Annotated in this window: 7 protein-coding genes; 3 read left to right on the forward strand and 4 right to left on the reverse strand. The window is 64.4% G+C overall.

Going from position 1 to position 16,474, the window contains the following annotated elements; all coding sequences use genetic code 11:
• The first annotated feature begins 14 nt into the window (after nucleotides 1-14).
• The 3 genes from CDQ92_RS21820 (at nucleotide 15) to CDQ92_RS10225 (ending at nucleotide 10,130) form a co-directional block, all read left to right on the forward strand.
• Nucleotides 15-7,571, forward strand: coding sequence for a hypothetical protein (locus CDQ92_RS21820; protein ID WP_088441245.1), 7,557 nt, complete (start codon nucleotides 15-17; stop codon nucleotides 7,569-7,571).
• A gap of 46 nt (nucleotides 7,572-7,617) precedes the next feature.
• Entirely contained in the window at nucleotides 7,618-9,078 is a 1,461-nt protein-coding gene (gene cysS / locus CDQ92_RS10220) for a cysteine--tRNA ligase (RefSeq protein ID WP_088441529.1), read from the forward strand.
• A gap of 107 nt (nucleotides 9,079-9,185) precedes the next feature.
• Entirely contained in the window at nucleotides 9,186-10,130 is a 945-nt protein-coding gene (locus tag CDQ92_RS10225) for a D-2-hydroxyacid dehydrogenase (RefSeq protein WP_088441246.1), read from the forward strand.
• Nucleotides 10,131-10,168: 38 nt separating this feature from the next.
• Here CDQ92_RS10225 and CDQ92_RS10230 read toward each other — a convergent pair whose 3' ends face one another.
• From CDQ92_RS10230 to CDQ92_RS10245, 4 genes are read right to left on the reverse strand one after another with little or no spacing between them, the layout of a single operon-like run.
• Nucleotides 10,169-11,017 carry a phosphodiesterase gene (locus tag CDQ92_RS10230; RefSeq protein ID WP_088441247.1) on the reverse strand — a complete coding sequence of 283 codons (849 nt, stop codon included), beginning with the start codon at nucleotides 11,015-11,017 and terminating at the stop codon, nucleotides 10,169-10,171.
• 42 nt (nucleotides 11,018-11,059) lie between these two features.
• A complete protein-coding gene (locus CDQ92_RS10235; RefSeq protein ID WP_229667030.1) occupies nucleotides 11,060-13,024 on the reverse strand; it encodes a cytochrome c3 family protein in 1,965 nt (654 codons plus the stop codon).
• Nucleotides 13,005-13,886, reverse strand: coding sequence for a hypothetical protein (locus CDQ92_RS10240; RefSeq protein WP_088441249.1), 882 nt, complete (start codon nucleotides 13,884-13,886; stop codon nucleotides 13,005-13,007). Before CDQ92_RS10240 ends, CDQ92_RS10235 begins: the two co-directional genes overlap by 20 nt.
• A complete protein-coding gene (locus tag CDQ92_RS10245; protein WP_088441250.1) occupies nucleotides 13,886-16,321 on the reverse strand; it encodes a cyclic nucleotide-binding domain-containing protein in 2,436 nt (811 codons plus the stop codon). Before CDQ92_RS10245 ends, CDQ92_RS10240 begins: the two co-directional genes overlap by 1 nt.
• Nucleotides 16,322-16,474: the final 153 nt, after the last annotated feature.

Raw genomic sequence — 16,474 nt, forward strand, 5'->3', positions numbered from 1 at the left:
CGAGGACCACAGACATGCGTGCAACGGCCAATCTCGCACCGACCTGCAAGGGCAAGCACCGCCTGCTCGAAAGCTGCGCGATCGTGGCGGGGCTCGCCGCGCTCGCCTATGGCGGGCCTGCGTTCGCCCAGGTGGCCGGTACGGGACAGGCCGTGACCGGCCCAGGGCTCAGCACCCCGACAATTTCTGCGCCCGGACCGGGGCCGACGGTCGTCAACACGACGGGTGATCAGACGATCATCAACTGGACGCCGTCGAACGCACCGGTCGGCGGGGTGATCGACTTTCTGCCCACCGGCAATTCGCTCAGCTTTACTGGCAACGGTAAATATATCGTGCTCAACCGGTTCGTATCGGGCGCGGGCCTGCCGATCGCCGATCAGATTGCGATCAACGGCACCGTCAACAGCATCGACTTCGCCACCTCGGGTGGACGCGGCGGGAATATCTGGTTCTACAACGCCGGTGGTATTCTGATCGGCGCGACAGGGGTCATCAACGTCGGTAGCTTGGTGCTGACGGCAAACGATGTCCTGACGACCGGCGGCCTGCTCGGTCCGTCAGGCGAAATCCGGTTCCGCGGCGCTTCAGGCAGCACGTCAAACGTGACGGTCTCGGCCGGTGCAGCAATCAACGCCAACAACCCGTTTGACCCCGGCAGCAGCTACGTCGCACTGGTCGCGCCGCGCGTTGTGCAGGCAGGCGCCGTTCGCGTCGATGGTTCGGTCGGCTATGTCGCCGCCGAACAGGCTGACATCCGTATTAACAGCGGGCTGTTCGACATCAATGTGCAGGTCGGCGCCGAAGGCGGCAACGTCATCACCCACACCGGCACCACGGGCGGACCGGCGCATCTGGACAACAACCCCAACGACAGCCGCATCTACATGGTCGCGATCCCGAAAAATCTGGCGGTCACGATGCTGGTGTCGGGGCAGATCGGCTATGACGCCGTATCGGCGCAGGTCGATCCCAACGGCGCGGTGCGCCTGTCGGCGGGGTACAATATCACCAATGGCGAGATCGACGACGCACCGGCGAACGCGACCGCCGCGAACATCACCGTCGGCGATACGTTGTTCAACAGCAGCGTCGTGGCCCACGCCAGCGGCGCGTTTGCCGGTCGGCCCGACAATATGATCCCGCCCAGCACCCCGCCGACCCCGCAAACGGGCAAGATCATCGTCCGCGGCGACGCCGATTTCGGCGGCGACGCGAGCGCGACGCTGACGGCCGGGGCCGATCAGGCGATCGAAGTCGATGGCGCCCTGACGCTCCAGTCGTTGGGACAGCTTCAGACCGACGGGTCGCGGCAGGGCGGCAACGCGACTCTGTCGGTCCTTGGCGGCACCGTTACGGCGGGAGCGATGACCGTGGCTTCGATCGGCGCCGGGGGTATCGGAACGGGGGGCGATGGCGGCGATGGCACGGGCGGCGACGCAAGTGTCCTGATTTCGGGCGCAGGCAGCGCGCTAGTCACCAACGCTTTGTCGATTCAGTCGACGGGGATTGGCGGCGGTGTCACCTATGATTCGGGCGGGCTGGCTACTGGCGTCAATAACAGCGGCAGCGGCAGCGGCGGCAATGCTGCGCTAACGGTCGACAATGGAGGAGCGCTAGCGGTAAACGGTCTGATCAGCGTTGCATCGAACGGAATCGGCCAGACAGGTAATCTCCAATCGGGCAGCGGCACCGCCGGCAGCGCACGAATTGCAGTCACCGGCGCGGCAACCACGGTCGGTGCGCTGGCAACGAGTGTCAGCGCCGACGGCTTCGGCGGTACAGGCATTACCGGTGTGTCCACCGAAATTGGCGGCGCCGGTACCGGCGGCAGTGCAGCGATCAGCATCAACGCCGACGCCACTGCGACGATCGATCTCGGCGACGTCGCGATAGCAGCCAATGGCTTCGGCGGCGGCAGCACCGGCATCGAAGGCGCGACGGGCGGCAATAGTACCGGCGGCACGGTCGACCTGTCCGTCGATGGCGGTATCGACGTCGACATGAACAATCTGTCACTCACCGCCCGCGCGCTGAGCGGCGGCGCCCTGTCGCCCAGCAATATCTCGGCGACGTCGGGCGACAGTCTTGGCGGCACCGTCACGATCGCGGTTGCCAATGGCAGCGGCATCATCAACGACGGCAGCACCTTTATCGATGTCAGCGGCCAGACAGCGGTCAGCGACAACATCGGCAGTGGCACCGGCGGCGATGTCGTCATCAGCGCGACAACCGGCGGCGTGTTTTCTACCGATGGCATTGTCGAAATCTATGCCGCGGGCGGTAACTTCGTGTCGTCGGCAACGTTTAACGCTGGCACCGCTACCGGGGGCAATGTTGACGTCACCGCCGACGGCGGGACGATCACCGCGGGATCCTTTTTTGTCGATGCCAGTGCCCAGCGACCCAACGCCGACAACGGCGGAGGTGCAGTCAATGGCGGAACAATCGATCTGCTTGCAACCAACAACGGCACCATCAGCGCAACCGATACTGGCGGTTTTAGCGGGTTCGTGGCGTCAGCGTCCAGCGGTGCGGCGCCGAACAATGCCTTGGCCACAGGCGGCGCGATCCAGGTAATCGCCGATGGCGGCACGATCGCCATGGCCAACTTTGCCAGCTTTTCGGCCAGCGGCGTGTCCGGCGGCAATTTGACTGCCGGAGCTTCGCCGCTTGAATCGGGGATCGGCGGCACCGTTTTGGTCCGGGTGCGCAACAGCACCACCGGCACCGGCGGCATGACGTTCAACGATATTTTTCTCGACGCCACCGGCGCCACCAACAGCTTCTCCGAAGGCATCAACGCTGGGGACGGTGCCGCCGGGGCCGTTGGTGGGACCACGACCTTTGACATGCAGAGTGGCACCTTCACCGCCGACGAGCTGAGTGTCAGCGCCGACGGTTTTGGCGGCAGCGTGGCCGGCACGGGGCGCGGCGGCACTGCTACCTTTACCCAAACGGGCGGCACAATCACGGTTGGCACCCTGTCGGTGTCGGCATCTGGCGAGGGCGGCTTCGATCCCGCTGCTTCTGGCATGGGGATCGGCGGCACGGCAACGATCAACTTGTTCGGCGGCACGCTGACCGGCGGCGATGTTTCAGTGTCCGCCGATGGTGTCGGCGGGTTCGGCGCGAACGGTAACGATGATGATCCGGCCAACCCGACCCCGGCCGGGGCGGGAGGCATCGGCCAAGGCGGCGACGCGACGATCAACATCGATGGCACGGCGGTGATCCAAACCGCGACGCTCGCTGCCTATGCCAATGGCGAGGGCGGCGAAGGCGGCGCCTATTTCGCCTTTAATGGTGTCGCTGGCGATGGCGGCGACGCGGGGGACGGCATCGGCGGGTCTGCAACGATCAATATTATATCGGGTACGCTGACCACGGGTGACCTGATCGCCGATGCAGGCAGCATCGGCGGTGACGGCGGCAATGTGTTTGCGTCGAGCAGTTCGGGATCGGTTACCGGGATCGGCGTCGGCGGGACCGGCGGGAACGGTCAGGGCGGCACCGCCACGGTCGATTTTGCGACCAGCTTCACGGCGACCGGAACGGTTACCAGCGACTCGACCGGCAACGGCGGCGTTGGTGGATTCGGAACAGTTGGCGGCGACGGCGGCGGTGGCATCGGCGGGCTGGCGCAGATCATCGTCACCAATTTTGATGCCGGCGCGCTGGCGGTGACCGTGGACGCGTCGGCTGACGGCGGTGATGGCGGCGTTGGCGACGATGGTGCGGGCGGCAACGGGGGGACTGCGATTGGAGGCACCAGCCGGATCGAGGCCGACGGCGCAAACGCCAACATCCTTGTCACCCAGGCGAATTTTGTCACGGCGGCCACCGGCGGTAGCGGCGGCAGCGCCAATTCCAGTTTCTTGTCGGAAGAACTCGTTGGCGCAGCGGGCGGAAACGGCGGCGATGCAACCGGCGGTACGCTGGAAATCGCCGCGAGCAATGGCGCAACGGTGGCGATCGGTCCCGACACCAGCGGTATCATTTCGTTCAGCAGCGCGGGGACCGGCGGCAGTGGCGGCAGCGGCGCGTTCAACGGCTTTGGCGGGATGCGAGTTGGCGGTGATGGCGGCACCGGTGGCGGCGGAACTGGCGGCACGGTACGCCTGTTGGCCAACGGCGGCACGATCACGTCGAACGGAAATGCCGTCGATATTACGGTCAGCGGCGCGTCAGGCGCGGGTGGCAGCGGCGGTACGGGAACTGCGGGCAATGGAACCGGCGGCGGCGTGCTGGGCACAATCGGCGGGCGCGCGGTCATCGACACTTCGGTCACTTCCTCAGGCGTTGGTGCGATTGCGCTTGGCGCCACGACGATCGCCGCGAACGGCGACGCTGCTGGCCGGATCGAGATCCGGAACACGGGTGACGTCAGCTTCACCAGCCTGACGGCCGAAGCGTTGGGATCGGCGCCGCCGACCAACAACGACACCGACGAGGCGCCTGCAGGGATTTTCTTCGCCGCAACTGGCGGCGCCATTACGACGTCGAGCAACATGACGCTGACCACCGACAGTTCGTTCGGCACCTATGCCCAATCGAACGGCACCGTGACCGTTGGCGGCGACCTCACCATCAACGCCGCCGACCAGATCGATATCCGTCACGATTTCCGCGAAGGCACCGCACCGACGATCGCTGCGGGTGGCAATTTCACCGCGACGGCGGCCGGAATCAGCAGCGCGCCGGGCAGCCTGCTCAGCGCGGGGGGGACGCTTTCGCTGACGTCAACACTCGGCGGCATCGGCGTCGACCAACTCGACGGCAACGATATTGTCATCACCGCCGCAGGCGCGGTTTCGGTCGAACATGCCGATGCCCTCAATGATTTTACCGCCAGCGGCGCCAGTTTTCGCACCGGGCTCAATTCGATCATCACCGGCGGCGACATCCTGGTCACCTCGCCGGGCGCAGTCGACCTGGGCAATTCGACCGCGGGCGGTTTCGTTCAGGCCAATGGCCAGTCGATCCTGTTCAACACTATCGGCGCAGGCGGGTCGGTATCCCTGACCGCGACCGGCAACACGGCGGGAGCCGAGGGGATCACCGGCGGATCGATCGATGCGGGCGGCAGCATCAACCTCAATGCGACTCGCATCGACATTGCGGGAACGCTGACGACCGTCGGGTCGCTGTTCGCGGTCGGCAGCGCCGGGTCCGTCGCGATCGCATTGGCCGAGGTCGAGGACGATATCTCGATCTTTGCGGACGGCGACCTCAGCGGCACCTATAACGCCGAGGGCAATATCAACCTGACGTCGACCGCGAACATCAACGCATCGGCGAACGCCACCGGCTTCGAGAGCTCGAGCAGCGGGCCACCGATCGCATCGAGCGTGTTGATCAACGCCGGCGGCGACGTCAATCTGAACGACAACAGTGCAACCGGCATGTTCGGCGTGAACGCCGGTGGCGCCGTGACGATGGCAGGCGGCGATATCGGCGAGGACTTGTTTGTGCTCGCGGGGACGATCGCAACAATCTCCGACGTCACCGCCGGCGACGATGTGACGATCACGGCACCGGACGGAATCCTGGCCAGCGGCGTGGTAACGAGCGGGTCCGGCCCCGACGACCGGTCGCTGATCTTTGCGCCGTTCAGCCCGTCGTCCCCCGCCATGTTCCAGGTCGTCGGGTCGCCACCCGACCAGTCGAATATCGCACTGACCGCCGCGGCAGGCGACATCACCGCCAGCAACCTCAACGCCGCCGCCAATCTTACCGCCGCTGCCTCCGGGCAGATTTCGGCAAACGGCCCGTTGCAGGCCGGCGGCGACATCGCGCTGACCGCGACTGGCGCCGACCTTGCAACGCTGGTGACGCCGGTCGGCGACCGCATCGCCACGCTGAATGCCGGCGGCAATGTCACGATCGCGGTGACCGATTCGGTGACCGGCGGCGTCATTCGCGCAGGCGGCGATATCGGCATCACCGCCGGGTCGACGGCCAACCTCGTCGAAGTCAGCACCGCAGCGGGCAATGTCTTGGTGGCCGCAACCGACGGCATGTTGATCGACACGCTGCGCAGCGGCGGCACGACCGGCCTGTCGAGCACGGATAGCGGCATTGTCATCAATGCCTTCGACGCGGATGGGGCGATCAGCGCGACCGCTCAAACCATCCAGATTATCGGGCAGAACAGCCTCAATTTCACCGATCTCACGGCCACCAGCGGCGATGCCAGCGTCCGCACCAGCGGCAATCTGGCGGTCGCCACCGCCACAGTTGCGGGGCTTGCCGATCTTCGAGCCGGCAACGACCTGTCGGTCGATCAATTGTCGGCCGGCAACGTCAATCTGGAAGCCGACCAGGACATGGTGCTGAACAATGTTACGACGGCGGGTTCGCTGTATGCGGGCGCCCTCGGCACTGCGACGATCAATGGCACCATCACCGGCCCCAATCTAATCGTGGCATCGGGCGATATCAGTATCGCCAGCACCGGCCGGATCGGCCAGCTGGGAACCACAACATCGGTGCTGGTCACCAATATCAGTACCGAAGACCCGACCTACATCGGCGGCACCGGCACGCGTAACGGCTGGCATCTGGACGCCGCCGAAATCACCCGTATTTACGGCAACGACATCACCGTCCGCGGCGAGCGGCTGGAGTTTTCGCAAGGAGCGTCGGTCGGTTCGTCGCGCAGCCCCGACGTCTTTGTCGACGATTTCACGATCAATGCCGCGCAACAACTGGGCGCCAATGGCAGCTTCCTCATCACCACCCCCGGCAAGATGCGCGTCAACGGCGACGTGCGCATTACCGGCATGACCGACAGCCAGAACGTCAACCTGTTCGGGCGCGACAGTGTCGAGATCATCATGGGTAGCGGGTCGATCCATCTCAGTGGTTCGTCGCCCGATCAGCTGGCGGGCAGCCTGACGATCGAGGCCGACGACATTGTCATCGCCTCCACCCAGGCCATTTCGGACATTTCGACGATGACCTCGACCACCGCGATTGACGCGCGCCTGGCACAGAATGACGGCATCACCAGCGACATCGGCGCGCTGGCGGCGAACCGTATCACGCTCAACCATAATCTGGACGACAGCGTCTATGTCCAAAACAGCGGCACCGGCACCACCTTTGAAGAGCGGCGCGGCATCACCTTTGGCGCCGGCGGGCTGTTCATCAACGGCCCAGGCAATCAGGACAGCCTGGTCATCAACGCGGTGCATCGCAATGCCAGCGGCGGGCTGGTGACAGGGCTCGACGTCATCCCGCTCATCAACATCAACGCGCCGTCAGGATCGAGCACGGTGACCCAGACGGGCTTCAACGCCCAATCGACCATCAACGGCTGCCTGATCGGCAACGTCGCCAGCTGCACCACGTCGGTCAGCTTCGATTTTGAAAGCAGCTTTCCGGTTCAGGATGTCATCGAAGAAGAAGTCGCCGCCGATGGCGAAGATAGCGATGGCCAGAGCCTGCCCGTCTCGCCGCTGATCACGATGCGCGACCTCGATCCGCTGAGCGGCGAACCGCTGCTCGACGATCCTGTCACCGGCGCGGGCAACGACGATCTGTGGACGCCGACCGAGCAGCCGTAAGGCTTTCGGTTGACGGAGCCGCTTGGGGCGGGGCATGGGCGCGGACATGACCGACGCCCCTGCCTCGCAGCCGCTGATGCTGTTCAACAGCCTGACGCGCCAGCTGGAAGAATTCCAGCCCGTCCACCCCGGCGAGGCGCGCGTCTATAGCTGCGGCCCGACGGTCTATAACTACCCGCACATCGGCAACATGCGCGCCTATGTCTTCGCCGACACGCTAGGGCGTACGCTGTCGTTCAAAGGGTACAAGCTCACCCATGTCATCAACATCACCGACGTCGGCCATCTGACCGACGACGCCGATGCGGGCGAGGACAAGATGGAAAAGATGGCGGCCGAAAAGGCGCAGTCGATCTGGGACATCGCGCGCCATTATACCGAGGCCTATTGGGCCGATGTGAAGGCGCTCAACATCCGCCAGCCCGCACACTGGTCGATCGCCACCGACTATGTGCCGCAGATGATCGAGTTTGCGAAGGCGATTGAAGCCAAGCACTGCTACGAGTTGGATGGCGGCCTCTATTTCGACACGTCGACGGTGACCGAATACGGCGCGCTGGCACGCGCAAAAACCGACGAGGGCGAAGGCCGGATCGAAGAGGTCGAGGGCAAGCGCCACGCCGCCGACTTCGCGATCTGGCGCAAGACCCCGGCCGGCGAGACACGCCAGATGGAATGGGACTCGCCCTGGGGCCGCGGCGCCCCCGGCTGGCACCTCGAATGCTCGGTGATGTCGGAAGCGCTGCTGGGCTTCCCCTTCGACATCCACACCGGCGGCATCGACCATCGCGAAATCCACCACCCGAACGAAATCGCCCAGAACCAGGCGCACAGCTGCAGCGACGCCAGCGGCGCGCGCATCTGGATGCACAATAATTTCCTGATCGAACGCAGCGGCAAGATGAGCAAGAGCGCAGGCGAATTCCTGCGCCTGCAGTTGCTGATCGACAAAGGCTACCACCCCCTCGCCTATCGCCTGATGTGCCTGCAGGCACATTATCGCAGCGAGCTGGAGTTTTCGTGGGAGGGGCTCGGCGCAGCATTCACGCGATTGAAAAGACTTCGCAATTCGGCTGCCGCGCTTGAATGCGAGATCGAGCGCCGTAGCCGCGAGGAGCGCGCGGATAGTCCCGAAATAGTGGCACTTCGCAGGGAGTTTGACGAAGCCATGTCAAACGATCTCAACACGCCGCAAGCCCTGACAGTTGTCGAACGCACGTTCGCCGCCAAACATCTCGACAAGTGGCAGAGATCCGACGCTGTGGCAGATTTCGGCGATGTGCTCGGGCTTAAATTTTTCTACGATGTTGCGGGCCTCCCCCGCGTCCGCCCCAAATCCGCCACCATCACCGAAGCCGAAATCGAAGCCGCCCTCGACCGCCGCAAGGAAGCGCGCGCCGCAAAGGACTTCACGACCTCCGATACACTCCGCGACGATCTCACCGCCGCAGGGGTCGAGGTGATGGACGGCGACCCGCTCGGCTGGGACTGGCGGCTGGACAATTAAGTCCCCCTCCCGCTTGCGGGAGGGGCTAGGGGTGGGCATGAACGGCCGACCCGCCGCGCATGGACAGGCCCACCCCCGGCCCCTACTGCGTGCGGGAGGGGAGATTTATGACCAAGACCGTCACCGTCCTGTCGGGCCTCATTCGCCCGCTCGTCGAAAACCGCCTGCCCGACTGGGTCGAACCGCACTTTTTCCAGTCGAAGGACGAGGCGCTCGCTCTGGCGCCCGACGCCGAAATCGGCTGGTTCGATATGTACGATAAAAAGGACATGGCCGCGGTAATCACCGCGGCGACCAACCTCAGATGGCTCAACTCGATCTACGCCGGGGTCGACGGCATGCCGCTCGACCTTCTCGCCCAGCGCGGCACCGTCGTCACCAACGGCGCCGGGATCAACGCGATCACCATCGCCGAATATGTCGTGATGGGCATGCTCACCGTCGCCAAGGGCTACCGCGACGTCGTGCGTGCGCAGGAACGCCGCGAATGGTTGATGGACTCGCCGGGTAAGGTCGAGCTGTTCGGGTCGAAGGCGCTGCTGCTCGGCTATGGCGCGATCGGCAAGCTGATCGAGGAGCGGCTGAAGGCCTTCGCCGTCGACGTGACGGTGGTGCGCCGCTCACCCGCACCCAACACGCTGACTCCCCACCAGTGGCGCGCCCAGCTGGGAGATTTCGACTGGGTGATCCTCGCGGTCCCCGCCACCCCCGAGACCGACGGCATGATCGGCGCAGCCGAACTCGCGGCGATGAAACCGACCGCGACGCTGATCAACATCGCGCGCGGCAGCGTCGTCGATCAGGACGCGCTGGTCGCGGCGCTGAACGAACAGCAGATTGCCGCCGCGTTCCTCGACGTCACCACCCCTGAACCGCTGCCTGCCGATGACCCGCTGTGGAGCCTCGACAACGCGCACATTACCATGCACCTGTCGGGCCGCGCCCAGGACAAGATGTTTGTGCGGTCAGCGCAACGATTCCTGGAAAATCTGGGCCGCTGGAATAAGGGTGAGGCGGTCGAACCGCGAGTGGATTTGACACTGGGGTATTGACGATACCGTCGCTCCGGCCTTGGCGGGGGTGACGGCTTTTACGTCGGCCGCTCAGCTTTCAACTCGCGCACCAACGGCTGCAAGTTCGGGTCATATTTCGCCAGCATCGTGTGCGCCCCAGCGAAGTCGTAAAAGCTGACCAGTTCGCGCCCGTTCCAGCGGTGGAGCGCGTAGGCCGGGTCTTCCGCAACGATCATCGGGCGGTCATCCGGACGGTTCTCGTCGATCGGGCGCAGATCGAGCGCGACCTGCGGCGCGGTCGATGAGCAGATGGCGACGGTGCGCCCTTCCCACGCCACGGTTACGCTGCGGTGCAGGTGACCACAGATCAGACCGCGCACCTGGCGGTGACGATTTACGACATCGGTGAAGGTCTTAACCCACGGCTCATCGGGATGGGTGTTCATCCATTCGATGCCGCTTTCGATCGGCGGATGGTGCATCACGACATAGGTCGGCTTGTTCGGCGCTTTCGCCAGTTCGGCGTCGAGCCACGCCGCGCGGGCGTCGCAAAAGGCGCCGCCATGGCGTCCTTCCTCCAGCGTATCGATCGTCACGAGCCGCAATTCGGGCAAGTCGATCGCATATTGGACAAAGCCATTGCCATCGTCGAGGCCGGGGAAGCGCGCGTGAAAATTGTCGCGCAGATCATGGTTGCCGACGCTGGCCCACACCGGAAAGGGGCAGCGCGAAAAGGCGGTGGCGAGGCGGCGATAGCTTTCTTCGTCGCCGCGATCGGTGATGTCGCCGGTCGCCAGCAACAGATCGGGGCGGTTCGGCCCGTCGATCAGCACATCGAGCACATCGTCGAGCCGTTTGCGGTTATATTCGGCCGGATTGTCCGGATCGAACCCCAAATGGATATCGGTGATCTGGGCGATCAGCACATCCGTCCCCTGCTCCGGTCAGCGGTCGCCGACCCCCAAAATCTATCCGCCCCGACTTGCCCCGTGCAAGACAGGTGTGCGCCACGTCACTTTATACAGGTTCGGCCCCTCGGTTCCTGTGATCAGGCTCACACCATAGGTACCACGCGAGGGTTTATTTGTGATTGCCGCGGCGTTTACCTTCCGCTGACGGTTCGGAACCCACGGCTGACCGCCGTCGGAGTGATATTCGTGGCACATCGCGCACGGCGATTCGGTCGCGGTTTCGACCTTCACCAGCCGGGCCCCGCCTTCTCCGACGTGACAGTCGCGACACTGACGCAGCCCCGGAACGAGGAGGTCGGCTGATGTTTTCGAACCCGTTGCGGCGGTGTGACAGCCGGCGCAGTCGGTTTCCTTGTGCGCGTCATGGTCGAACCAGCCTTTTTGCAGGTAGCGCGCGGTCTGGTTTACCTCCGCCACGCGCCAGCTGTTCCCAGCCTGCGGGGCAAAGATCGTGTGGCAATCAAAGCAGGCGCCGCCTTTCGAGAACACCGCGCGCACCGCGTCCTGCGCCCGGCTCGGCCGCACCGCCACCTCGTTGAAATAGATGTTGTACACCTGCCCATAGGCATAGGCGCCCGGCCGCCGCCGCTGCATTCCGCCCAGCTGGAGCGGCCGCGCGGGCGGGGTCGAACGATAATAAGCGGTCAGGTCCGCAACGACCTGATCGGGTTCGCCATGGCGCAGCGTGCGCGTCGTACCGCCGACAGTCTCAAACGCCAGACTATGGCACATCGCGCAATCGCGCTCCATCTCGATCGGTTTGACGCGCACCCCGTCGGCCTCGACCCGGTGGCAATTTTCGCATTCCAGCTTTTGCCCGAAATCATAACGCCCGCGGAAACTCGCCGCCATCCGCGCGACCCCGCCGGTTGCCTGAATGTGCTCATCGTGCGGGAATTTCAGCCCATTATAATCGACCGCCCCCTTGCCGGGCGCGGCGCGCGCTAGCTTGGCACCCGGCGCCGCGCGGACGAGCGGGCGGAATTCGGGATGGCCAGTGCCGAAATCGGCGGCGTCGGCCAGCATCGTCGGATGCCCTGCGGTCTTCAGCCTGCCCTGCATTCCATCGTGGCAATCGGCGCAGAATTTTTGCGGTGTCGCGGGCATCGGCCCCGCGCCCTCATGCTCGGTATGGCAATCGACGCAGCGCCCCTGCGGCTTGTTGAACGCCTCGCCGACATTCGCCAGAAATTTGTCGAACCCGCCCCCCGGCGCGCGCGCGGCCAGCAGCATCGCGGTCGGGGCATTGGCATGGGCGGCGCTCATCGTCTTGTGCTCGCCGGTGTGGCAGCTGACGCAGGCCTTGTCGGTCACCGCGACAAACGGTTCGACATGGCACGACTGGCAGTCGTCCTTCAGGCTGGCGTGCGCGCTCGACAGCGGCCCCGACAGCCAACTGCTGTCGGCGTGAAAACCGTCGGGTCGCTCATTGACCTTCTTGTAGCTGTGCCACGCCCAGATCGGCCCGACGAGGAAGGCGAGCAGCATCAGCACGCCGAACGACCACGCCCCCATCCGCTTGCCCAGCAATACGCCCTGCAGCGAGAAGGCCTTGGCCTCATCGACATCCTTCGACGACTGCGACAGCTCATCGATCCGTTCGACGAGCAGGATAATATTCTCCCCCTCGCGCGCGATCGTCAGCCGGTGCCCGCCGAAACGCAGCTCGCCGCCCGCGCCGCTGTCGATGTCGGCGAGGGTCTCGCTGCGACCGTTGAGGTCGAACCCCAGCCCTTCATTCGCCGCGACGCGGACATGGCGGCCGTCAGTGCTGCTGATCGTTGCGTGATGCGGGTTCACCGCGAGGTCGGCGACGTGAATGATATTGCCGCTATCGCGGCCGAGCGTGATCGTATCACCCGGCAGCGGTTGGTCGCGGACGATCTGCTTGCCCGTCTTGGTCGTTGAGATCCGGCGCAGGATGAAGCTCATCGTCCCCACCTCACCAGTAAAAGAAGACACTGATGATGTGCGCCGACAGCGCAGCGATCAGCGCAAAGGTCAGCGGCACATGCACGTAGAGCCAGATTTCGAGCAGCGCGCGAATCCGCAGATGTGCGCGCAATCGTGCCAGCGCTGCGCCCTTCTGCTTGAGCAGCCCGACGACTTTCTCACGCGCCGCCGCATCGCTGCTATGGGACGCCGCCAGCACCCGCAGCGCCGCCGCGGTCGCGCAGTTCGGATAGCGCCCGCTCAGCCGCGCGCCGATGCCGCCCGCGAACGGGTCTTCGTCGAGTGCCGCCAGCACCGGCGCGGTATCCGCAGGGGTCAGCGGCTGCGCGGCGCTATGCAGCTGGCGGTCGAAGGCACGGATCGCCTCCAGCATCTGCATCTGCGTCATCTCGTCGCGATTGTTCGACAGCGCCGCGGGCAAGGTCGCATAGACGATCACGCCATAAAGCCCCGACAGAATCACCAGCATCATCAACGCCCAAGAAAGCGTGTGGACGTTCCAGCCCAGCTGGAACCCGGTGTGCCAGGTGCCAATGACGATCAGGCTGAGCCCCAGATAGACATGCGCCGATGTCCACGCTTTGAGCGACCAGTAATCATTCGTCATCTTGCGCTTGCGATAGCCGAGCGCGGTCAACCACAGGATCAACCCTGCCCCAATCGTGCCGAGCGTATAGCCGTACCAGCTGCCGCCGTTATGCCGCGGCGTCACGTCGACCAAGGCGTAGGACATGATGATCAGCAGGCAAAGCCCGCCCGAAATCTTGGCCCAGCGGAACCCCGCATAGCGCAGGAACCCTTCATGCTTGCGCTCGCGGACGCGCTCGGTCTGCGTCGCCTTGTTGCGACGCCGTTGAAAGAGCGAGGCCATCAGTCGGTCCCCTCTTCCAGCCGCGCGATCGACAGAAACTCTTCCGGCGATACGCGAATCGCGGCGCCAGTGGGACAAGCGCGCACGCACGCCGGGCCGCCCGCTATGCCTTTGCACATATCGCATTTGACCGCGATCTTCTTGGGCTTCTCGTCACCCAATTGCTTCTTGGTCCATTTGGGCGACGGTTCGCCCGGCCCCGGCCCAAAGCCTGTGAGCAACCAGCGTAGCAGGCTGGGCTTTTCGGGCGGCGCCGCTTCCATGCGGATCACCCCGTAAGGGCAGTTACGCATGCAATTGCCGCAGCCGATGCATCCCGGCTCCATAAACACTTCGCCGTCGGGGCCGCGGTGGATGACGTTCGGCGGGCAGTCGGCCATGCAATGCGGATGCTCGCAGTGGCGGCAGCTTGTCGGCACGTGCAGATGGGCAAAGGTCTTGCCTGCCTCGCGGTCGAGCCGCGACAGGCCTTCGTGGCTGTCGGCGCACGCCTTTTCGCAATTGTCGCAGCCGACACACAGATTTTCGTCGATCAACAGCGCATCGGTCGCCTCGCCCAGCCCCTCCTTCATGATGAAGCTCGCGGTGTCCGAATAAAGGTCGACAGCGCTCGAATAGCTGGCTTTGCGCGATTCGATGAAGTCGTTCATCGCTGCGCGCTCGGCGACCGCAGCCTCGGTCGCGGCGCGCACTTGCGGGCGCGAGGCGAGCATCTTACGGAAGCTTTCGCCTGTCAGTTTGATCAATTCGGCGCCGACCGCCGCCTTGACTGTAGCGTTGCGCGGCTGCCCGCTCAGCACCCCCATTTCGCCGAAGAAACTTCCGGCAGGCAAATAGCGCAGGAAGATCGGTTTGCCGCCAATGTCCTTCTCGACCACCATCGATCCCGACCGGATCACATAGACATCATCGCCCTGCTCGCCCTCGGTCAGCACCACCTTGCCCGCAGGAACGCGCTCGACCTCGGCGGTATCAACCACCGGCCCCAGATCCTCGACCGTCAACCCGCCTTTGAAAATCTGGAGCAATTGCCGTTCGAGCGAGATGCGGTTGATCACGCGCTTGGCGCCCGGCACCGCCGCCATCAGTTTCAGTGCCGCAGTGCGCGAAACTTCAACAAAGATGCTGTCCTCGCCCGCGCGGATCGTTGCGCCGCGCTTCCGCCCTGAAATCAGCCCGACCTCGCCAAAGATCGACCCCTGCTCGATCGGCACGGCGAAATCGGGGCCGACCTCGACCACCGCACGACCGTCGGCAATTGCAAACAACGACGACCCCGGCTCGCCCTTTTCGAAAACGACGTCGCCCTTGCGATAGAAAGCAACCTTCGAATCCAGCATGAACTCGCGCATCTGGAGCGGCGAAACATCGGCAAAGATGCTGACCCGCGACCGCAGATATTCCAGCCATTCGCTGACCGACTTCTGTTGCGGCACGTCGGCAAAGATCGCCGCCAGATCTTTTTCATCGGCGGGGGTCAGCGCCGTATTGCCGTTCAGGAACTCGACGACGTCATATCCCTGGTTCATGCAATGCTTGATCAGCGGATAGCCCGCAAGCGCCCCAATGACATAGATACCGGGGACCGTCGTCTCGAACGTCGGCGACAGTTTCGGAAACGCTTCGCGGTCGGGACCGGTGAACTCGATCCCCATTGATTCGACAAAGCCGCGCGGCGCGACCGATCCCAGCCGCGCGACGATCACGTCGCACTCGATTTTCTCGTCGCCGTTCGGGGTTTCGAGCGTCAGCCAGCCGGGTTCGACCAGCTTTGGCTGCGTCTCGGTGCGAATCGACATAAAGCCGTTCTCGCCCGCCTCCATCATGTCAGAGACATTCTTGGCCTTGGCGCGCGCAAAATCCTTTGATCGGTTCAGGATCGTGACGGTATTCTCGAGCGCCTCTTCGGCGACCCCCAGCGCATTTTCGATCCCCGCGTCGCCAGACCCGACGACGGTGATATGCTTGTCCTTGAAATCCTCCGGATCGTCGACCTGATAGATGATGTGCGGCAGGTCGGCGCCCCCGCAGCGCATTCGGTTCGGATTACCCTGCGTCCCGATCGCCAGTACGATATTTTCGGCGTGGTAGACTTCGCCCTTGGCGGTCTTGATCGCGAACGCGCCCTTTGCGCCGGCCACCTCGGCAACCTCGGCGTTATAGGCGACATTCACCTTGTTGTTCGCGGCATCCTCGTCCCAATTGCCCAGGATATATTCGCGCGCGCCCTCGGCGAAACGGCAGTCGGAGCGCAGATCGAGCCGCTCGGGCGTAGCGAGGACGCGCTTGCCCTTTTGGTATTTGAAGATCGTGTCCGACAGATGGTCGGTCTTTTCGAGCAGGACATGGCTGAGCCCCAGCTGCGCCGCGCGCGATGCGGCGCTCAGCCCCGCCGGCCCCGACCCGATGATCGCAACCTTGACCGCCTCGCTCATGCGCGGGCGACCAAGCCGCGCCCAAAACCGCAGTCGCAATCGATGGTCGTGATGCTAACAAACGCGCGCACGGGCATCCTACCCCCCTCTCGCCAGCCCCCCGGCGAATACATAACGGATGCGACCCGGACTAATGTCCTGGACGCAAAGCTA

The organism is Sphingopyxis bauzanensis, from assembly GCF_002205675.1.
Taxonomy (GTDB): Bacteria; Pseudomonadota; Alphaproteobacteria; order Sphingomonadales; family Sphingomonadaceae; genus Sphingopyxis; species Sphingopyxis bauzanensis.

Bases quoted from the DNA above. Each gene is read 5' to 3' on its own strand.
- CDQ92_RS21820 (WP_088441245.1), top strand. From the start codon at position 15: ATGCGTGCAACGGCCAATCTCGCACCGACCTGCAAGGGCAAGCACCGC.
- cysS (WP_088441529.1), top strand. From the start codon at position 7,618: ATGACCGACGCCCCTGCCTCGCAGCCGCTGATGCTGTTCAACAGCCTG.
- CDQ92_RS10225 (WP_088441246.1), top strand. From the start codon at position 9,186: ATGACCAAGACCGTCACCGTCCTGTCGGGCCTCATTCGCCCGCTCGTC.
- CDQ92_RS10240 (WP_088441249.1), bottom strand. From the start codon at position 13,886: ATGGCCTCGCTCTTTCAACGGCGTCGCAACAAGGCGACGCAGACCGAG.
- CDQ92_RS10245 (WP_088441250.1), bottom strand. From the start codon at position 16,321: ATGAGCGAGGCGGTCAAGGTTGCGATCATCGGGTCGGGGCCGGCGGGG.